Source organism: Aminobacter sp. P4_D5 (assembly GCF_056401815.1).
In genome coordinates this window covers 22015-40986 of sequence record NZ_JBFUIP010000036.1, presented here as the reverse complement: position 1 = coordinate 40986, position 18972 = coordinate 22015, and the positions used below count along the sequence as shown (strand labels likewise).

17 protein-coding genes and 1 riboswitch are annotated in these 18972 nt (G+C 62.6%); of the genes, 7 read left to right on the top strand and 10 right to left on the bottom strand.

Annotated features, from left to right (window positions below; translation table 11 throughout):
• The first annotated feature begins 164 nt into the window (after nucleotides 1-164).
• Nucleotides 165-1904 carry an LVIVD repeat-containing protein gene (locus tag AC1DWF_RS10575; RefSeq protein WP_476782008.1) on the top strand — a complete coding sequence of 580 codons (1740 nt, stop codon included), beginning with the start codon at nucleotides 165-167 and terminating at the stop codon, nucleotides 1902-1904.
• Between the two features lie 82 nt (nucleotides 1905-1986).
• Here AC1DWF_RS10575 and AC1DWF_RS10570 read toward each other — a convergent pair whose 3' ends face one another.
• The 5 genes from AC1DWF_RS10570 to AC1DWF_RS10550 form a co-directional block, all read right to left on the bottom strand.
• Nucleotides 1987-2736, bottom strand: coding sequence for a F0F1 ATP synthase subunit A (locus AC1DWF_RS10570; protein ID WP_476782007.1), 750 nt, complete (start codon nucleotides 2734-2736; stop codon nucleotides 1987-1989).
• Nucleotides 2737-3024: 288 nt separating this feature from the next.
• Nucleotides 3025-4422: a dihydrolipoyl dehydrogenase gene (gene lpdA, locus AC1DWF_RS10565; RefSeq protein WP_476782006.1), complete on the bottom strand. Its 1398-nt coding sequence runs from the start codon at nucleotides 4420-4422 to the stop codon at nucleotides 3025-3027.
• 4 nt (nucleotides 4423-4426) lie between these two features.
• The gene (locus AC1DWF_RS10560; protein WP_476782005.1) at nucleotides 4427-5740 is read right to left on the bottom strand and encodes a dihydrolipoamide acetyltransferase family protein; all 1314 of its coding nucleotides are present in this window, start codon (nucleotides 5738-5740) and stop codon (nucleotides 4427-4429) included.
• A 2-nt stretch (nucleotides 5741-5742) separates the two neighbouring features.
• Entirely contained in the window at nucleotides 5743-6756 is a 1014-nt protein-coding gene (locus AC1DWF_RS10555) for an alpha-ketoacid dehydrogenase subunit beta (RefSeq protein WP_476782004.1), read from the bottom strand.
• Between the two features lie 3 nt (nucleotides 6757-6759).
• Nucleotides 6760-7995: a thiamine pyrophosphate-dependent enzyme gene (locus tag AC1DWF_RS10550; RefSeq protein WP_476782003.1), complete on the bottom strand. Its 1236-nt coding sequence runs from the start codon at nucleotides 7993-7995 to the stop codon at nucleotides 6760-6762.
• Nucleotides 7996-8181: 186 nt separating this feature from the next.
• A riboswitch (TPP riboswitch) is annotated at nucleotides 8182-8298 on the top strand.
• Between the two features lie 117 nt (nucleotides 8299-8415).
• On the opposite strand from AC1DWF_RS10550, the gene thiC reads away from it, so the two are divergent.
• The 6 genes from thiC to AC1DWF_RS10520 are packed head-to-tail and all read left to right on the top strand — an operon-like array spanning nucleotide 8416 to nucleotide 13521.
• Complete coding sequence (thiC, locus tag AC1DWF_RS10545) at nucleotides 8416-10233, top strand: phosphomethylpyrimidine synthase ThiC (RefSeq protein ID WP_476782002.1); 1818 nt, start codon at nucleotides 8416-8418, stop codon at nucleotides 10231-10233.
• The gene (thiO, locus tag AC1DWF_RS10540; protein WP_476841662.1) at nucleotides 10230-11219 is read left to right on the top strand and encodes a glycine oxidase ThiO; all 990 of its coding nucleotides are present in this window, start codon (nucleotides 10230-10232) and stop codon (nucleotides 11217-11219) included. Before thiC ends, thiO begins: the two co-directional genes overlap by 4 nt.
• A complete protein-coding gene (gene thiS / locus AC1DWF_RS10535; protein ID WP_476782000.1) occupies nucleotides 11203-11400 on the top strand; it encodes a sulfur carrier protein ThiS in 198 nt (65 codons plus the stop codon). The genes thiO and thiS overlap by 17 nt, the downstream gene beginning before the upstream one ends.
• Nucleotides 11401-11402: 2 nt before the next feature.
• Nucleotides 11403-12176 (top strand): thiazole synthase, encoded by a 774-nt coding sequence (locus AC1DWF_RS10530; protein WP_476781999.1) that lies wholly within the window; start codon nucleotides 11403-11405, stop codon nucleotides 12174-12176.
• Nucleotides 12173-12778 (top strand): thiamine phosphate synthase, encoded by a 606-nt coding sequence (locus AC1DWF_RS10525; RefSeq protein ID WP_476781998.1) that lies wholly within the window; start codon nucleotides 12173-12175, stop codon nucleotides 12776-12778. Before AC1DWF_RS10530 ends, AC1DWF_RS10525 begins: the two co-directional genes overlap by 4 nt.
• A complete protein-coding gene (locus AC1DWF_RS10520) occupies nucleotides 12748-13521 on the top strand; it encodes a hydroxymethylpyrimidine/phosphomethylpyrimidine kinase (protein WP_476781997.1) in 774 nt (257 codons plus the stop codon). Before AC1DWF_RS10525 ends, AC1DWF_RS10520 begins: the two co-directional genes overlap by 31 nt.
• A gap of 16 nt (nucleotides 13522-13537) precedes the next feature.
• On the opposite strand, the gene fghA is transcribed toward AC1DWF_RS10520, so the two are convergent.
• The 5 genes from fghA to AC1DWF_RS10495 all read right to left on the bottom strand — a co-directional run bounded on the left by fghA (nucleotide 13538) and on the right by AC1DWF_RS10495 (nucleotide 18734).
• Nucleotides 13538-14371 (bottom strand): S-formylglutathione hydrolase, encoded by an 834-nt coding sequence (gene fghA / locus AC1DWF_RS10515; RefSeq protein ID WP_476781996.1) that lies wholly within the window; start codon nucleotides 14369-14371, stop codon nucleotides 13538-13540.
• A gap of 95 nt (nucleotides 14372-14466) precedes the next feature.
• The gene (locus tag AC1DWF_RS10510; protein WP_476781995.1) at nucleotides 14467-15114 is read right to left on the bottom strand and encodes a glutathione S-transferase family protein; all 648 of its coding nucleotides are present in this window, start codon (nucleotides 15112-15114) and stop codon (nucleotides 14467-14469) included.
• Between the two features lie 11 nt (nucleotides 15115-15125).
• Nucleotides 15126-16892 carry a PDR/VanB family oxidoreductase gene (locus AC1DWF_RS10505; protein ID WP_476788406.1) on the bottom strand — a complete coding sequence of 589 codons (1767 nt, stop codon included), beginning with the start codon at nucleotides 16890-16892 and terminating at the stop codon, nucleotides 15126-15128.
• 34 nt (nucleotides 16893-16926) lie between these two features.
• Complete coding sequence (locus AC1DWF_RS10500) at nucleotides 16927-17832, bottom strand: aromatic ring-hydroxylating dioxygenase subunit alpha (protein ID WP_476783611.1); 906 nt, start codon at nucleotides 17830-17832, stop codon at nucleotides 16927-16929.
• Between the two features lie 41 nt (nucleotides 17833-17873).
• A complete protein-coding gene (locus AC1DWF_RS10495; RefSeq protein WP_476783612.1) occupies nucleotides 17874-18734 on the bottom strand; it encodes an aromatic ring-hydroxylating dioxygenase subunit alpha in 861 nt (286 codons plus the stop codon).
• Nucleotides 18735-18972: the final 238 nt, after the last annotated feature.

Below are 18972 nucleotides of genomic sequence, written 5' to 3'. Positions count from 1 at the left end.
GTGCCATGCCAACGCCACCTGCTATGCCAGATCATCATATCAGGATGCGAAGAATTCACTTCTCTGACTGACCGAACTTCCCTCAACTGACCAAGCTGCCATCGGCCCGATGCGAGGAACGCGGGCCGGCAGCCAAATAGCGTCAATCGGGAGGGCAAGACATCATGACACCTAAGATGATTGCGATCAGCTGCTCATTCCTGGCGCTGGCGGTCGGCATGGCTGCCGCCGAAGACTGGGAATCCAAGGTGCCGACCGAGATCAACATCACCGATCCCTATCTCAAGCAGTGGCATGACCTGACCTACGACAAGGCGCCGCCAGCACCCGTACCGGGCAAGGATTTTGGCATGGACGCGGCCACCGGCACGTTCGTGGCACCCCGCGCCACGCCCTTGGGCGAAGCGCCCAATTTCCCCGGCCAGCTGGAAGGTTGGGACGACAAGACCTACAGCCAAAATGTCGAGGAGATCGCGTTTTATCCGCATGTCAGCTCGCCCTGGCACGCCTGGCCTGATGTCGCCGACTTTAACGGCAAGCGCTACATGTATGTGCACGATCGTGACTACATGCGCGTGCTCGACATCACCGACGCGGCCAAGGCTACTGTCGTCTATTCCAAGGGCGGCGTGTGGGGGCCGGAAGGCTCCAGCGAGGATTGGGACGCCAAGACGGTCCAGGACTATTTCGGCGGCATCACCATGGCCTGGAGCGAGAAGCTCCAGAAGAATGTCGTCGTCGCTTCCTACGAAATCGGCCGCTTCGGCATTCTCGACAACAAGCGCACCCAGCCCGACATCGTCGAATCGCTGCGCAAATACAATTCACTAAAGGGCTTCAAGGTCTATGAGATGAACGGCCCGCTGCCGAGCGACTGGAAACTGATCGCGACCCGCACCACCGACACCAAGAACCCGGACGCGCCGATCGGCCAGCAGCAGGGCTCGGGCTCGCTCGACGCACCCGCATGGTTCGGCGGCAAATACATGTATCTGTCGGCCGCACCCGACGATTCCTACGCGCTGACTGAATACCCCGACTATCTGCACTCGCCGGGCTACCAGGTTTGGGACATGTCGGACCCGGCCAATCCGGTGTTCGTCAGCCAGGTCAAGGTGCCGGGCCAGGTGGTCGGCGACAAGGCGAGCGAGAACGCCTACCTGATGAACCCGCGCGCCGGCAACCGCACCTCGTGGATGGGCTCGCGCATGCCGCCATTCCTGCCGACGCCGGTGGAAAAGGGCGGCAAGATCGCCTTCGGCGCCATGGGCGGGCTTGGCCTTTACACCTTCGACCTGACCAACCCCGACAACCCTGAGATGAAGGGGCATGTCGGCATTGCGCCGAGCTTCGCAGGCACCGAGTTCGACAATGTCGACACCTCCCAGTACGCCCGCACCGGTTATGTCTTCGCCAACGGCTATCCGATGAACTCGAACTGCTACGAGCCCTACAAGGATGTGCTGGTGATCAACGCCAAGGATCCGGCCAAGCCGGAGATCGTGGCGACCTTGCCGCGGCCGACACCGCCCAAGGACGCGAACTTCACCGATTTCTGCCAGCGCAAGGGCAGTTTTGGGCCGAAGCGCTCGGGCACCACGCACCAGCCGGGCCATGGCCGCGACGGGCTCGCGCCATATGCCTTCTACAATGCCGGTCTGCAGCTCTTCGACGTCAAGAACCCCGCCGATCCCAAGATCGCCGGCTATTTCGTTCCGCGTTTCCCGACAGACAAGGAGATGCCGGATTACACTTACGACAATGCGAGCTTTGCGGTGTTCACCGAATATGACCGCAATATCATCTGGCTGTTTGCGATCGACGGCGTCTATGCGCTGAAGACACCGCTGCTGGGCGAACCCAAGATGGGCATGAGCGACAAGGTCTGGCCGCCGCGCGACTGAGAATCGAGATCGGCCGACAGCCGCCAATCCATCAACCCCGGCTTTACGCCGGGGTTTTTGTTTTCAAGTGACTTGTGCCTGATCAATGGCCGGGGTGCAGCGCGTCGTTCAGATACATGCAGGTCAGCATGGTGAAGATGTAGGCCTGGATCACCGCCATCAGAAGTTCGAGCCCGGTGAGCGCGACCGTCATCGTCAGCGGCAGGATGGCGGCGAAGATGCCGAGGGTTCCCATGCTGCCGAGGCTGACCACGAAACCGGCGAAGACCTTGAGCGTGATGTGGCCGGCGAGCATGACGGCGAACAGACGCACCGAATGGCTGATCGGGCGCGAGATATAGGAGACGATCTCGATCGGCACGATGATCGGCGACAAGAGCAGCGGCACACCGGAGGGCATGAACAGGCGGAAAAAGCCGAGGCCGTTCTTCCAGATGCCGTAGATCGTGACCGTACCGAACACCAGCATGGCGAAAGCGAAGGTCACGATGATGTGGCTGGTGACCGTGAACGCGTAGGGGAACAAGCCCGCGAGATTGGCGATCAGGATGAAGACAAACAGCGAAAAGACGAGCGGAAAGAACTTCATGCCGCTCTCGCCCGCATTGTCGCGCAGCGTCTTTGACACGAACTCGTAGATCAGTTCGGTGATCGACTGCAGGCGGGAGGGCACCAGCGCTCGACCGCTCGTCGAAAGCATGAGGAACAACCCGCCGAACACCACTGCCCCCACCATATAAGCGGCGGAGTTGGTGAAAGCGAATTCCTGCCCCGCAAACTCGAAGAGGGTGAAAATCGGCTTGATTTCAAATTGTTCTATTGGTCCGGCCACAGTGCCTCTCCGGTCGGTTCGATTGCTGATGCGAAAGCGCGCGCACCGGAGCCATATCCGGAAGCCAAAATTGACCAAGCGTGCCTACGGTCCGCCAAAAGCGGTTCCGCAGCTTTTTCGCGATTTTTGAGATGAGTTTCGGTCGGGGTAGCAATTATTGGCGCCATCTTTTGGATGGGGCCGTCCCCGAGCGTTCAAGGCACTGGTCGTCCAGTGCGTGGGCTTGTTAGCCTAAGCGGCACGCCACGGCAAGGCACGAGGTGACGCGGCGCAGGGCCGCGTCACAGATTAGATATGCAGCGCATGGCCAAGCGTGCGCAAAGAGGCCTCAAGGAAAGCCTCGCTCTGAGTTGGATGGGCATGGATGGTGCCGGCGATATCCTCCAGCCGTGCGCCCATCTCGATGGCCAGGCTGAAGGCCGCTGACAGCTCCGAAACGCCAGCGCCGACCGCCTGGATACCGAGCACCAGATGGTTGTCAGCGCGCGCAACGATGCGCACGAAGCCGTCCTCGCTCGCCAGCGTCATCGCCCGGCCATTGGCCGAAAACGGGAACTGCGATGACTTGATCTCGATACCGAGGTTTTTTGCTTCGTCGGGCGACAAGCCTGCAGTGACGATCTCTGGATCGGTGAAGCAGACAGCGGGGATCGAGCGCTTGTCCCAGCTTCTTTTGTGGCCAGCGACGATCTCGGCGACCATTTCGCCCTGCGCCATGGCACGGTGCGCCAGCATCGGCTCGCCGGTGACGTCGCCGATAGCGTAGATGCCGCGCATCGAGGTGCGGCACTGTTCGTCGATGCGGATGAAACGGCCGTCGCGATCGAGGTCGATCTCCTCCAGCCCCCAGCCTTCGACAAGCGGCTTGCGGCCCACGGTGACAAGCACCTTGTCGGCCGCGATCTTCTGCTCGCTGCCATCGGCTGCCTCGACCAGAAGCGCATCGCCCTTGGCGCTGAGCCCCTTGGCCTTTGCACCCGTCATCACCTTGACGCCGAGCGCTTCCAGGCGCTTGGCGACGGGCCGCGTCAGTTCGGCGTCATATTGCGGCAGGATGCGCGGCAAGGCTTCCACGACGGTCACCTTTGAGCCCAGCTTGGCAAAGGCAGTGCCGAGCTCCAGCCCGATATAGCCACCGCCGACAACGGCAAGCTCAGCCGGCACGTGCTTGAGTGCCAGAGCCTCGGTTGACGAAATCACCTGCCCACCGAAGGGCAGGAACGGCAGTTCGACCGGCGCGGAACCGGTGGCAATGACGATGATTTCAGCGCGGATCACCTGCAAGCCGGTCTCGGTGTCGACCTCGACGGTCTTGCCGTCACGAAAGCGCGCCCAGCCCTGCACCGACTTGACCCTGGCCTTCTTGAGCAGCCCAGCCACGCCGCTGGTCAAGCGGCCAACGATACGATCCTTCCAGGCGACGGTCTTGGCAAGGTCGAGCACCGGCGCCGATACGCTGATGCCGAACGGACTGGTGCCTCCAGCCATCTCGGAGACCTTGAGATACTCATCCGCTGCATGGATCATCGCCTTGGAGGGGATGCAGCCGACATTGAGGCAGGTGCCGCCCGGCTTGGCCGCTTCGACGATCACCGTGTCGATGCCGAGCTGGCCGGCGCGGATGGCGCAGATGTAGCCGCCGGGGCCGGCGCCGATGATGAGAAGCTTGCAGGAAATTTCCTTCATCGCCTCAGCCTTCCATGAAGATCATTGCCGGCGCTTCGAGCAGCGCCTTGATGCGCTGGACGAAGACCGCCGCGTCCCAGCCGTCGATGACGCGATGGTCGAAGCTGGAGGAGATGTTCATCATCTTGCGCGGTATGAACTGGGTGCCGTCCCACATCGGCCGCACCATGATCTTGTTGACGCCGACGATCGCCACCTCTGGGTAGTTGATGACAGGCGTGGTGGCGACGCCGCCCATCGCGCCCAGCGAGGTGATGGTGATGGTCGAGCCGGTCAGTTCCTCTCGCGTCGCCGTGCCTGCCTTGGCGGCATCGGCAAGGCGATTGACCTCGGCGGCGCAGTCCCACAGGTCGCGCGCTTCGGCATGCTTGATCACGGGAACAACGAGCCCGCCCGGCGTCTGCGCGGCCATGCCGATATGCACGCCGGCATGGCGCATGACGACGCCGGCATCGTCGTCGAACAGCGCATTGAGCTGCGGTTGCTCGGCAACCGCCTTGACCAGCGCCCGCATCAGGAATGGCAACAGCGTCAGCTTCGGCCTGTCCGGCTTTTTCGACGCGTTGAGCTTGGTACGCAGTTCCTCCAGTGCCGTGACGTCGATTTCCTCGACATAGGTGATGTGGGGAATGCGCGACTTGGCCAGCGACATCTTCTCGGCGATGCGGCGGCGCAGGCCGACGATCTTGATCTCCTCGACCCCGGTCTTGGCCTCCAAGCCAGTTGCTGCCGGCTGTGCGCCGCGCGAGGCGAAAGCGTCGAGGTCTTCATGCGTGACCCGGCCAGCGGGACCAGTTCCTGGGACCTGACGCAGATCGATGCCGGCTTCCTTGGCGCGCAGGCGGACAGCGGGCGAAGCAATGGGCCGTTCGCCTTCCGGTCGGGGCAGGCCAACGGTCGCTTGCGGCATTGGCTTGAGTGCAGCGGCCGGTGTGGGAGCCTTCACAGCGGGTGTTGATTCGACTTTCTTAGCCGGCTCAGAAGCGGTTTCCGCGGCGACAGTTGGCGCAACATCCTTGCCCTCGCGCTCGGCCGGAGCGGGTGCTTTGGCAGGCGCCGTGTCAGCTGGCGCATCGCCGGCCACCTTGATCCGCACGATCGGCGAGCCGACAGCGACGGTGTCGCCGATTTCGGCGCCAAGCCAGCTGATCTCGCCATCGACCGGCGACGGGATCTCGACCGTCGCCTTGTCGGTCATGACGGCAGCAAGCACTGCGTCCTCGCGGACAAGGTCGCCGACCTTGACGTGCCATTCGACCAGCTCGGCTTCGGCCACGCCTTCGCCGACGTCGGGAAGCTTGATGACATGTTCGCCCATGCTCAGGCCTCCATCGTTTCAATCAGCGCCTGCCCGACACGCTTCGGACCGGGGAAATAGTCCCACTCCTGCGCATGCGGATAAGGCGTATCCCAGCCGGTGACGCGCGCGATCGGCGCTTCGAGGTGGTAGAAGCAGTGCTCCTGCACAAGCGCTGCAAGTTCGGCACCGAAGCCGGAGGTCAATGTCGCTTCATGGACGATGACGCAGCGGCGGGTCTTCTTGACCGAGGCGACTATGGTGTCGAGATCGAGCGGCAACAGCGTGCGCAAGTCGATGACCTCGGCGTCGATGCCGGTTTCCTCGGCAGCCGCCTGGGCGACATAGACCATGGTGCCATAGGCCAGCACAGTCACATCAGAGCCCGGCCGGCGGATCTCCGCCCTGCCGAGTGGCGTGGTGTAGTGCCCATCGGGCACCTCGCCCAGTTCGTGCTTCGACCATGCCGTGACCGGCCGGTCGTGATGGCCGTCGAAGGGGCCGTTGTATAATCGTTTCGGCTCCAGAAAGATCACCGGATCCGGATCTTCGATGGAAGCGATCAGCAGGCCCTTGGCATCGAGCGGATTGGACGGAACCACCACCTTGAGACCTGAAACGTGGGTGAAAAGCGCCTCGGGGCTCTGGCTGTGGGTTTGTCCGCCAAAGATGCCGCCGCCGGTCGGCATGCGCACGACGATCGGACAGGTGAACTCGCCATTGGATCGGTAGCGCAATCGTGCCGCTTCCGAAACGATCTGGTCATATGCTGGATAGACGTAGTCGGCGAACTGCACCTCGACGCATGGCTTGAGCCCGTAGGCGGCCATGCCGATGGCGGCACCGACAATGCCCAATTCGCTGATCGGCGCGTCGAAACAACGCGAACGACCGTATTTCTGCTGGAGGCCTTGCGTGCAGCGGAAAACACCGCCGAAATAGCCGACGTCCTCGCCGAAGACCACGACATCGTCATCGCGCCCCATGGCAACGTCCATGGCGCTGCGGATGGCTTCGATCATTGTCATGCGCGGCATGGCTTATACCCCCGCCTTCTGGCGCTGGCGCCTGAGATGCGGCGGCATCTCGGCATAGACACCCTCGAACATGTCGCGTGTCGACGGCTTACCGCCGGCATGCAAGGTGCCGTGGCTTTCCGCTTCCTTCTGCGCTGATATGACGGTTTCGAGGATCTCAGCCTCGGCCTGCTTGTGGCGCTCGTCCGACCACAGACCGCGCTTGATCAGATGGTTCTTGAGCCTGATCACCGGGTCGCCGAGCGGCCAGGCGTCGGACTCGGTCTTGGGCCGATAGGCGGACGGATCGTCGGAGGTCGAGTGCGCGCCGACACGGTAGGTGACATATTCGACAAGCGTCGGGCCGAGGTTGCGCCGCGCGCGTTCGGTCGCCCATTTGGCCACGGCATGGACGGCGAGATAGTCGTTGCCGTCGACGCGCAGCGCCGCAATGCCGAAACCAAGGCCGCGCGCGGCAAAGGTGCCGGAGCCGCCGCGGGCGATGCCCTGGAAGGTCGAGATCGCCCACTGGTTGTTGACGATGTTGAGCACGACGGGTGCCTTGTAGGTCGATGCGAAGACGAGCGCTGCGTGGAAATCGCTTTCCGCCGTCGCACCGTCGCCGACCCAGCCGACTGCGATCTTGGTGTCACCCTTGATCGCCGAGGCCATCGCCCAGCCGACGGCCTGGATGTACTGCGTCGTCAAATTGCCCGAGATCGAAAAGAAGCCGTGCTCCTTCGAGGCATACATCACCGGCAGCTGACGGCCCTTCAGCGGGTCACGCTCGTTTGAATAGATCTGGTTCATCATCTCGACCATCGGGTAGCCGCCCGCGATCAGCAGGCCGGCCTGGCGGTAGGTCGGGAAGTTCATGTCGCCGGGATTGAGCGCCTTGCGGAAGGCGCAGCTCACCGCCTCCTCGCCCATATGCTGCATGTAAAACGAGGTCTTGCCCTGGCGTTGCGCCATCTGCATGCGCGCATCGAAAGTACGCAGCGTCACCATGTGGCGCAGGCCTTCGAGCTGTTCCTCGTCGGTCAGCGTGCCGGCCCAGGGCCCGACAGCATCACCTTCGCGGTTAAGCACCCGGATGATCGAATAAGCGAGATCACGGATGTTGCGCGGATCGACATCAACCTCCGGTCGCATGACCGATCCGGCCTTGGGAATCGGCACGTTGGAAAAGTCGGGCGTCCCGCCCGGCCGAACCTCGGGCTCGGGCACGTGGAACTTGAGTGGCGAGGGATTGTCCGTCACGGATGTTCCTCCTGTCTCGCGCGCAGGCCAACTGGTCCTCCCTGCGCGGCAGACAATTTATGTCAGTAACGCTGACCTATTATCCCAACGCTTTGAAAACCGCAATGGCCGTCCGCGGTGAGTTTGGCATTGTCGCGACAATATCGAAAGCCCGGTTGACAGAAGGCCCGTTCCGCGCTCATCCTTAAGGCTCACCAGGGGGGTCCCGACAAGGGGCTGAGATACTGCTAGCTCGCGCAGCGCAGTGACCCGTTGAACCTGATCCAGTTCACACTGGCGTAGGGACGGTGCGAGGCTTCGCGGGTCGGCTTCTTCCGGCATCGGCATTCGAGCAAACGCTCGAAGTCCCTCAGGCAAGGTCTCACCTCCTCCTCATCGCACGAACTGGGTCTCCGTTGCATCAGAGCAAGGAGGCTCACCATGAATGCCCTGACCCCGACCGTCACAACAGGCGCACTGCCCGCCTCGAAAAAGGTCCACAAACCAGGTCTCATCCACCCCGGCATCCGCGTGCCGATGCGCGAAATCTCGGTGCACCCGACCGCCATGGAGCCGCCCGTCACGGTCTATGATTCGTCGGGTCCCTACACCGACGCGACTGTGACAACCAATATCGAGGGCGGCCTGGCCAGGCTGCGCGAGGATTGGATCGTCGCCCGCGGCGACGTCGAACGTTACGACGGCCGCACCGTGAAAGCCGAGGACAACGGCTTTGTCTCGGGCGAAAGGCTGACGCCGGAGTTCCCTGTCCGCAACAAGCCGCTGCGCGCCACCGGCGGACGCGCAGTCACCCAGATTGCCTATGCCCGCGCCGGCATCATCACGCCGGAGATGGAGTTCGTCGCCATCCGCGAAAACCTCGGCCGCGAGCAGTTGCGCGAGAAGATGAAGCGCGACGGCGAGAGCTTTGGCGCTGTCATTCCCGACTTCGTCACACCTGAATTCGTCCGCGAAGAAGTTGCGCGTGGAAGGGCGATCATCCCCTCCAACATCAACCATCCAGAGAGCGAGCCGATGATCATCGGCCGCAATTTCCTGGTCAAGATCAACGCCAATATCGGCAACTCGGCTGTGACCTCGTCGATGGCCGAAGAGGTCGAAAAGATGGTGTGGTCGATCCGCTGGGGCGCCGACACGGTGATGGACCTGTCGACGGGCCGCAACATCCACAACATCCGCGACTGGATCATCCGCAATTCACCGGTGCCGATCGGCACTGTGCCGCTCTACCAGGCGCTGGAAAAGGTCAGCGGCGTTGCCGAGGACCTGACCTGGGAAATCTACCGCGACACGCTGATCGAGCAGGCCGAACAGGGCGTCGACTATTTCACCATCCATGCCGGCGTGCGGCTGCCCTATATCCATCTGACCGTCGACCGGGTCACCGGCATCGTCTCGCGCGGCGGCTCAATCATGGCCAAGTGGTGCCTGCATCACCACAAGGAAAGCTTCCTCTACGAGCATTTCGAGGAAATCTGCGACATCTGCCGCACCTATGACGTCGCCTTCTCGCTCGGTGACGGCCTGCGCCCCGGCTCGATTGCCGACGCCAACGACGCAGCCCAGTTCGCCGAACTGGAAACGCTTGGCGAGCTGACCCAGATCGCCTGGGCCAAGGACTGCCAGGTGATGATCGAAGGCCCCGGCCATGTGCCGATGCACAAGATCAAGGAAAACATGGACAAGCAGTTGGAAGTCTGCGGCGAAGCCCCCTTCTACACGCTTGGGCCTTTGACCACCGACATCGCGCCCGGCTACGACCACATCACCTCGGGCATAGGTGCGGCGATGATCGGCTGGTTCGGCACGGCCATGCTTTGCTACGTCACCCCCAAGGAGCATCTCGGCCTGCCCGACCGCGACGACGTCAAGGTCGGCGTCATCACCTACAAGATCGCGGCCCATGCCGCCGATCTCGCCAAGGGTCATCCTGCGTCCAAGGTCAGGGACGACGCGCTGTCGCGGGCACGCTTCGAGTTCCGCTGGGAAGACCAGTTCAACCTGTCGCTCGACCCCGACACGGCCCGATCCTTCCACGATGCGACCTTGCCCAAGGAAGCACACAAGGTGGCGCATTTCTGCTCGATGTGCGGGCCGAAATTCTGCTCGATGCGGATTTCGCACGACATCCGCAACGAGGCGCGCGCCGCCGGCATGGCGGCGATGGCGGAGAAATTCCGCGATGGCGGCGACCTCTATATGGCGGTCGAAGGAACGGAGGCAGCAGGCCAGCCATGAAGGTGCTCATCCGCGGCGCGGGCGTCACCGGCCTGACGCTCGCCCATGAGCTGGCGTCGCGCGGTACAAGCGTCACGGTCGTCGAGCAGCGACGTCAGATCGCCGGCAATGCCTCATGGCAAGCCGGCGGCATGCTGGCGCCATGGTGCGAGCGCGAGAGCGCCGAAGTAACCGTACTGACCTTGGGCAGGCAGGCGGCGGACTGGTGGGACGCCGCCCTGCCTGGCCATGTCGTGCGCAACGGTACGCTAGTGCTGGCGCCGGCGCGTGACACCGCCGAACTCGACCGTTTTAGCAGTCGAACCTCTGGCCATGTCTTAGTCGACGGCGATGCCATCGCTGCGCTCGAACCAGACTTGGCAGGTCGGTTTTCGCGTGGGCTGTTCTTTGCAGAGGAAGCGCATCTCGATCCGCGCCAAGCATTGCTCGGCCTCAAGGAAAAGCTGACCCGGATGGGCGTGCATTTCGCGTTCGGCTACGGTGCGACGCAGACGCCTGGCACCGTAGACCTCGAGGTCGATTGTACCGGTATGGCGGCGAAGCACCCAGAGCTTCGCGGCGTGCGCGGCGAAATGCTGTTGCTGCGCACCACGGACGTCTCGCTGTCCCGGCCTGTGCGCCTGCTGCATCCGCGCATCCCGGTCTACATCGTGYCGCGCGCCAATAATCATTTCATGGTCGGCGCAACGATGATCGAAAGCGATGCCGCCGGCCCGATCACCGCACGTTCGATGATGGAACTGCTCAACGCCGCCTATGCGCTGCACCCGGCCTTCGGCGAAGCTGAGATCGTCGAGGCGTGCGTCGGTGTCCGCCCGGCATATCCGGACAATCTTCCGCGCATCGAGCATGACGGCAACAGGCTCAGCATCAACGGCCTCTATCGCCACGGCTTCTTGCTCTCGCCTGCCATGGCCCGGCAGGCGGCCGACATCATGCTCGGTCACCAAGCCAGCAAGGAGCTTGTCGATGAAGCTCATCATTAACGGCGAAAACCACGAGGTGGCCGCCGCAACCCTCGCCGCGCTGCTGGCCGAACTCGACTACGAGGGTGGCTGGCTCGCCACCGCGCTCAACGGCGAGGTCGTGCCGGCACAAGAGCGCAACGGTTGCGGACTCTCCGAAGGCGACCGCATCGAAATTCTCTCTCCGATGAAGGGTGGCTGATCATGCTGAAGCTCTACGACACTGAAGTCTCATCGCGCCTCTTGCTCGGCACGGCACTCTACCCCTCGCCCGCTGTGATGGCCGATGCGGTGAAAGCCTCGCGAACCGACATTGTGACCGTTTCGCTGCGTCGCGAGACTTCGGGCGGACGGGCGGGCCAGAAATTCTGGTCGCTGATCCAGTCGCTCGGCGTGCGCGTCCTGCCCAACACCGCCGGCTGTCATTCGGTCAAGGAAGCAGTGACGACGGCAAAAATGGCGCGCGAAGTGTTCGCCACCAACTGGATCAAGCTCGAGGTCATCGGCAACCACGACACGCTGCAGCCAGACGTGTTCGGCCTCGTCGAAGCAGCGAAGATTCTCGCGTCGGATGGCTTCGAAATCTTCCCCTACACGACCGACGATCTGGTCGTCGCCGAACGCCTTGTCGATGCCGGCTGCAAGCTTTTGATGCCATGGTGCGCGCCGATCGGCTCCGCTCGTGGCCCGCAAAATCTTGATGCGCTGCGCAGCCTGCGCGGACACTTTCCCAACCTGCCGCTGATCGTCGACGCCGGCATCGGCCGACCGTCACATGCGGCAGCCGTCATGGAGCTGGGTTACGACGCCGTGCTGCTCAACACCGCCGTCGCCAAGTCAGGCGATCCCGTCGCCATGGCCGCAGCCTTTGGCAAGGCGGTCCAAGCTGGCCATGAGGCATTTCTCGCAGGCCCGCTCGAACCGCGCGACATGGCCGTTCCTTCCACTCCCGTCATCGGCATGGCAGCATTCTCATGAAGCTCGACCCGTTCTATCTCATCGTCGATTCCGCCGCCTGGATCGAGCGGCTGGTGCCATCAGGCGTCAAGTTGGTTCAGTTGCGCATCAAGGATATGGGCGCGCCCGAACTGCGCCGCGAAATCCGCACCTCGAAAGCAGTCTGCGAGCGCCATGGCTGCCAGTTGATCGTCAACGACTACTGGGAAAAGGCCATCGAGGAAGCTTGTGATTTTGTCCATCTCGGCCAGGAGGACCTTGCCGACGCCGACCTCAAGGCGATCCGCAAGGCCGGACTGAAGCTCGGCCTCAGCACGCACGATCCCGCCGAGCTCGAAACAGCGCTCGCAGTCGAACCCGACTATATCGCGCTCGGACCGATTTATCCGACCATCCTGAAAGCCATGAAATGGGCGCCACAGGGCCTCGACCCCATTGCCAAGTGGAAGCGCCGCGTTGGCGACCTGCCGCTGGTCGCCATCGGCGGCCTCAACATCGAGCGCATCCCAGGCGTCTTCGCGCAGGGCGCCGACAGCGCTGCGGTGGTTACCGACATCACCCGCAATGCCGATCCCGAAGGGCGGACACGCGAATGGCTGGCCGCGACGGCCGCATGGCGATGACCCCGCATGTGCTCATCGTTGCCGGCTCGGATTCGAGCGGTGGCGCCGGACTCGTCCGCGATGTCGAGACCGTATCGGCCTTCGGCCTGCGTAGCTGTGTCGCCCTCACCGCCGTGACGGTCCAGACGCATGATGCCGTTGAGCGGGTCGAACAGATGCCGTCCGACCTCGTGGCCGACCAAATGCGCGCGGCCTTCGCCGCGAACCCCGTCGCGGCGGTCAAGATCGGCATGCTAGGAACGGCGGCGACCATAGATGCCGTCGCCTCGGTACTGGCGAGCAACCTGCCGGTGCCCGTCGTGCTCGACCCCGTGCTCGCCTCGACCTCGGGACGTCAGTTACTCGACGAAGACGCCGTCAACACGCTCAAGCGCAAACTGTTTCCGCTTTGCACGCTGGTTACACCCAACCTGCCCGAACTGGCGCTGCTCAGCGGCCTCTCCCTCGCCACGGGTGAAAACGACATCGTCAGGCAAGCCGAAAAACTGTTCGACGCGGGCGCACTGGCTATTCTCGTCAAGGGCGGCCACGCAACGGGAGCGGCAGCCACCGACCTGCTGTTCTTGCGGGGACGGGAGCCCATCCGGTTCGACGCGTCGCGCATCGCGGTCGCCATGCGCGGCACCGGCTGCATGCTCGCAAGCGCGATATCGGCACATCTGGCACAATATGAAACGCTGGAGATCAGCATCAGCAAGGCGAAGCGCCATGTCTTCGCCAAGCTGCTTGCGTCAAAGCCGTGAGAGCGACTTTCGGCCCTCAGCCAAGCCGCGCAGCGTGCCACCTCAGGTGATCATCCATGAACGTCGAGATGAAGTTGTAGGAGTGGTCGTAGCCATACTGCATGCGCAAAGTGAGCCCGATGCCCGCCTTCTTGCAAGCTTCGTCGAGCAGCCATGGCCGCAGGCCTTCCTGCAGAAAACCGTCGGCCGAACCCTGGTCGACCAGGAATTCCGGGAAACGCTTGCCGTCCTCGATCAGCAGCGTCGTGTCATAGGCGCGCCAGGATTTTTCCTCGGTGCCAAGATATTTCTCCAGCGCCGGCTTCGACCAGCCTGCCGTGCTGGGCTGGGCGATCGGCGCGAAAGCCGAGCAGCTCTTGAAGCGCTCGGGGTTCTTTAACGCGATGGTCAGCGCGCCATGGCCGCCCATCGAATGGCCAAAGATCGCCTGGCGCGACATGTCGGCGGGGAAGTTGGCCGCGATCAATACAGGCAGCTCCTCGGTGACATAGGAATACATGCGGTAATTCTTGGCGAACGGCTCCTGCGTCGCGTCGACGTAGAAGCCGGCGCCTGAGCCGAACTGCCAGTTGTCCTTCTCGTCCGGAATGCCTTCGCCGCGCGGGCTGGTGTCGGGGCAGACCACGATCAGGCCGAGTTCGGCCGCTAGGCGCCGATACTCGCCCTTGTCCATGACATTGGCATGCGTGCAGGTCAGGCCCGAGAGATACCAAAGCACCGGCACCGGGCCGTCCTTGGCTTGCGGCGGCACGAAGACGGCAAAGGTCATGTCGCAGGCGCAGGCCTCGGAAGCATGTGAATAAACGCCCTGGACACCGCCATGCGACTTGGACGTGGAAATGGTCTTCATCAGCTCTGCCTTCTCGTCAAACAATCTCGCCCCGGGCATAGCGGTCGGGCATGACACTCGCAACCTTGGACCAAACGAAACGTGTCGGCGACTATTCAAGCCGCCTTGGCAGGCCCTGCCGGGAATATCCCCGACATGACGGTAAAACCCTTGATGCGTTTGACACGATCGCACCAGCGGCGGATTGCCGGATAGTCCTGTCTTGATATACCGCCTTCTTCCGACAGCATGATGTAGGGGAAGCAGGCAATGTCGGCGACCGTCGGCTGTCTTGCCGAGCAGATCCAGTCGCGCCCCTCCTGCTCGCCGAACCACAAATGCTCGTCGAAGATGCGGAACAGCCGATGCGCGCCGGCCCGTGCCGCGTCAATATCGAAGTCGTAAAACAGCGCGTCATGCAGGCGCGCGGCAGACGATGTCGAGGTGATGCCATCGGCAAATGCCAGCCACTGGCTGATCTCGCCGAGAAGCGCCGGGTTGTCGCGCGGATACCAAGTGCCCGAAGCGTCATATTTCGAGGCGAGGTAGACAAGGATCGCCTGGGCGTCGCGCAGGATGAGGCCGTCGTCATCAATGACCGGCAACTGCCCCAGCGGATTGATCTTGAGGAACCATTCCGACTTGTGCTCGCGACCGGGATAGAAGTCGATCGGCACCGTCTTGTAGTCGACGCCGAGCATGCCCATCAGCAGGCGCAGCTTGTAGCAGTTGCCCGACAGTTCGTAGTCATAGAGCGTAATCACTGGGCAAACTCCTAGAGATCGAGGACAAGCCGCGCCGACTTGGCACGCGACACGCAGGTCATGATCTTGGTGCCGGACATGCGCTCGGCATCGTTGAGATAGACGTCCTGATGGTCCGGCTCGCCTTCGATGACGGTGGCAAGGCAGGTGCCGCAAGCGCCCTGTTCGCAGGACGAGGGCATGTCGATGCTGGCATCGCGCATCACCTCGAGTATCGTCTTGCCGGCCGGCACGGTCAGCGTCATGCAGGAGCGGGCAAGTGCCACCTCGAAGCTTGAGCTGTCGTCGATGACATTGGTGTTCTTGAAGTATTCGAAATGCACCGCCGTCTCGGGCCACCCCATCTCGGCAGCGATATGGCGTGCCGCCTCAAGCATCGGGCCGGGACCGCAGAGATAGACATGCTTGTCCGGGCGGTAGCCGGTCAGGATCTCCCGCAGCTTGGCGCCGGTCTGCTCGGGCGAAAGACCGAGATGCGGCTTGAGCGAAGAGCCAAGCGTGCCGGTCTTTTCAGGGAATGCTAGCTGCGCTTCGTTCTGGGCAAAGTAGTGCAGCTCGTGGCCAAGGCTCTGGTTGTTGAGTGCCTGAGCCATGGCGAGAAGCGGCGTGATGCCGATGCCGCCGGCGACAAAAATGGTCTGGATGGCATCGCGGCGTAGGGGGAAGTTGTTGCGCGGTTCAGAGATCGCCAGGACGTCGCCTTCGCGCACCGTCTCGTGCAGGCAGGTCGAACCGCCCTTGGAGTCGCGCTCGAGCTTGACCCCGATGACGTAGCTATCGCTCTCGCCGGGGCCATTGGTGATCGAATATTGCCGGATGAGACCGTTGGGCAGATGCACGTCGATATGGGCGCCGGGCTGGAAGGTCGGCAGCAGCCCCTTGATCGGCCGAAGCTCGAAGGCGGCAATGCCGTCGGCTGCCTGCCACTTTCTCGCCACCTGGACACGGATCGTCGCCTTGCGGCCGTGCTTGGTCTCTTCCGGCATCTCGGCGAGTTCAGGCGAGACACGCTCGATGATCGGCTCCAGCGGCGCCGGCGCAGGCTGCCGCGCCGCTTCGGCCTCTACTGCCACACGCAGGCCGGAAAGAAGTTCGTTGTGATGGCGCAGCACGGCAAGACGCTGAGCACCTTCAAGCTGGCTGTCGAGCACGCCGCGGATGACCGAGCGGTTGGAATCGACCGGCTGGACAAAGAACACGGCGAGCGTGCTGGCCTCACCTTCGCTGGCCCGCAGAGCTACCGAAAAGGCGTTGGAAGCTTCGACGACAACGCTGGCCGCCGAACCGTCGAGCGCGGCGCTCGGCTGGAAGCGATAACCCTTCAGCTTGGCCGCCACCACGTCCGCCGGCGCATTGACCGGAATGCTGCGCAGCGCCAAAAGCTTGCCTTCGGCGAGCCCTGCCACGTCGGGCACCTCGCCTTGCGCCTCTTCCGCCGACCAGACCAGGCCGTAGCGTTCGACGGCGGCAAAGGTGCGGTTGGTGATGGTGCGTGCCGGTGCGTCGGCCGGGTGCGCCGGGATATAGGTGCAGCCGGCGGTGCGGTTCGAATAGCGCCAGCCATGATACTGGCACTTGAGCTCGCGACCGTCATTGATGCCGATCGAGAGCCGCACGCCGCGATGCAGGCAGCGGTTCTCCCAGATGTTGACGTAGCCGTCGTCGGCACGCCACACGGCGAATTCGCGCCCAAGCAACTGGCCGTGGAAGACATGACGAAACGGCAGGTCATGCGCCGCGGCAATCGGATGCCATCTGGTTTTGGCTAGGTCGAGCATATGTTCCTCGCGAATTCTTGTCTTGTCTCGGTGCTCAGGTGGCGGCCGGGATGACCCCGTAGGTCACGCCCTTCTGGCTCAGCCACCGGCGGTAGGCGATGGCCGACTTGTCGGCACGAATGGGGGTCTCAGCGCGTGGATCGAGTGGCAGGCGCTTGGGAAACTGGTTCTCCAGGATCGGCTTGTCCTGGCCGAAGATGGTCTGCTGGAAGCGCTTGATCACCTTGTCTTCATTGTCCTCGTCCAGCACGCACAACATCATGTGCGCGCGGATATGCTCCTGGTCGATCGGCTGCAGGAACACGGCAATCACGTCGAGCCGGCTTTCGTCGAGCGGGCTCGACTTGTAGAGCACCGAACAATAGGGATGCGGCACGCGGTAGATGTAGTCGACGTCGGCGCCGCCATCCGAGGCGATCGAGGCCATCGGTTGGTAGAAGCGGCAGCGGGTCGCCAAAATCTCGTCGCGGTCGACCGAAATCTCGACGTCGTACTCCTTCACCTCAGTATGAGGCTCGACACCCAGAATGTCGGTATGGACATAAGGGAAATGCCCCATGTCGAGGAAGTTTTCGATCGCACGCGGGGCCGAGACATTGACCCCAAGGGTTGCGGCGTTGAGCCTGCGGCGGTCGGGTTCGGCATATTCAGGGATCGGGAAAATGTCTGCCGGCGGGTTGCCCAGCGAGGTCCAGATATAACCATAGGCAAGCTTGACCGGCAGCGTGCCGTCGAACTTTGCGATGTCGACCGGACCGTCTACTGCCAATTCCGGACGCGAGCGCCACACAGCGGCGTTGCCGTCGCCGTCAACTGCCAGGCTGAGACGTTCTTCGAGCAGGACGGTGTCGACCACCACACCCACAGGTACCTCGACGAGGGCGGCAAGCGGGTGCCAAAGGTCGAGGATCACCTGATCCGTGCATCTCGTCTGCGTCATGTTTCTCGTTCTTCCTTCGTGACTGGCGCGGCTGTCAAACGTCAGAGCCGCGCCGGGATCGCGCCGTATGAAACCGCGCGGTCGCGCAACCAGCGCCGATAAGAGACCGACACCGCGTCGGCGCGGATCGGCGTTTCGGCGCGCGGATCGAGCGGCAGCCGCTTGGGCAGCTGGTTCTCCAGGATCGGCTTGTCCTGGGCGAAGATCAGCTGCATGAAGCTGCGGATCGACGCTTCTTCTATGCCTTCCCTGAGGTAGCAGAGGAAGGGATGCGCGACGCAATTCTCCTCGTCGACCGGCTGGACGAACAAGGTGATGACGTCGAGCCGCTCCTTATCAACCGGATTGCTCTTGTAGAGCGCGACCGTATAGGGGCGGATCACCTTGTAGATATAGTCGACGACGAAACCTTCCTTGGCTGTCGGCGAAGCCACCGGCTGGTAGAACTTGCACTCTGTCGCCAGCACTTCGTCGGCGTCGGTGATATCGACCTTGTAAGGCACCACTTCCGTGTGCGGTTCATCGCCGAGCCAACCTGTGTGGACGAAGGGAAAGTGCCCCATGTCGAGAAAGTTCTCGACGGCACGCAAGCCCGAAACCTTGACCGCGATCGACCCGCCGGTGACGAGGAAACGGTCGGCTTCTTCGGCCTCCGGCACAAAGACTATCTCACGTTCCGGTTTGCCAAGGCAGGCCCACAGAAAGCCATAGCGCTTGGTCGAGTTGACGACGGCACCGGTGTCGTTGCGCACCACTTCCTTGTTGCCACGGCAATGGACAGTGAGACCGACGCCGAGAAGCCGTGTCTGGAACGGTTCGTCCGCCGCCAGATTCGTCAGGTCGGCAATCACGTGCCAATCGTTGAGAAGGACTCTGTCGCTACAAAGGGCAGCTATGCTCATCGCACCCTCCCTGGCTAGCACTTCCCCGTGAACCTAGCTCTGTTATGCCATTATTGGAACCACAGGATTGGATATCAATCAATGGAAAATTGCATGTCAAAGGCCGATTCTTGATTGACAGCTTGATTCGATTGACTACCGATATGGCATTCGCAACTCGGGATATGCAGCACATCCGGTGCTGCCAACGCCTGATGTGAACGCCGAGCAAGCCAAAGGCGCTGGCGGGGGAGGAAAT

Coding starts and splice junctions, on each gene's coding strand:
- AC1DWF_RS10575 (WP_476782008.1), top strand. CDS start 165: ATGACACCTAAGATGATTGCGATCAGCTGCTCATTCCTGGCGCTGGCG.
- lpdA (WP_476782006.1), bottom strand. CDS start 4,422: ATGAAGGAAATTTCCTGCAAGCTTCTCATCATCGGCGCCGGCCCCGGC.
- AC1DWF_RS10560 (WP_476782005.1), bottom strand. CDS start 5,740: ATGGGCGAACATGTCATCAAGCTTCCCGACGTCGGCGAAGGCGTGGCC.
- AC1DWF_RS10555 (WP_476782004.1), bottom strand. CDS start 6,756: ATGCCGCGCATGACAATGATCGAAGCCATCCGCAGCGCCATGGACGTT.
- thiC (WP_476782002.1), top strand. CDS start 8,416: ATGAATGCCCTGACCCCGACCGTCACAACAGGCGCACTGCCCGCCTCG.
- thiS (WP_476782000.1), top strand. CDS start 11,203: ATGAAGCTCATCATTAACGGCGAAAACCACGAGGTGGCCGCCGCAACC.
- AC1DWF_RS10530 (WP_476781999.1), top strand. CDS start 11,403: ATGCTGAAGCTCTACGACACTGAAGTCTCATCGCGCCTCTTGCTCGGC.
- AC1DWF_RS10525 (WP_476781998.1), top strand. CDS start 12,173: ATGAAGCTCGACCCGTTCTATCTCATCGTCGATTCCGCCGCCTGGATC.
- AC1DWF_RS10520 (WP_476781997.1), top strand. CDS start 12,748: ATGGCTGGCCGCGACGGCCGCATGGCGATGACCCCGCATGTGCTCATC.
- fghA (WP_476781996.1), bottom strand. CDS start 14,371: ATGAAGACCATTTCCACGTCCAAGTCGCATGGCGGTGTCCAGGGCGTT.
- AC1DWF_RS10505 (WP_476788406.1), bottom strand. CDS start 16,892: ATGCTCGACCTAGCCAAAACCAGATGGCATCCGATTGCCGCGGCGCAT.
- AC1DWF_RS10500 (WP_476783611.1), bottom strand. CDS start 17,832: ATGACGCAGACGAGATGCACGGATCAGGTGATCCTCGACCTTTGGCAC.
- AC1DWF_RS10495 (WP_476783612.1), bottom strand. CDS start 18,734: ATGAGCATAGCTGCCCTTTGTAGCGACAGAGTCCTTCTCAACGATTGG.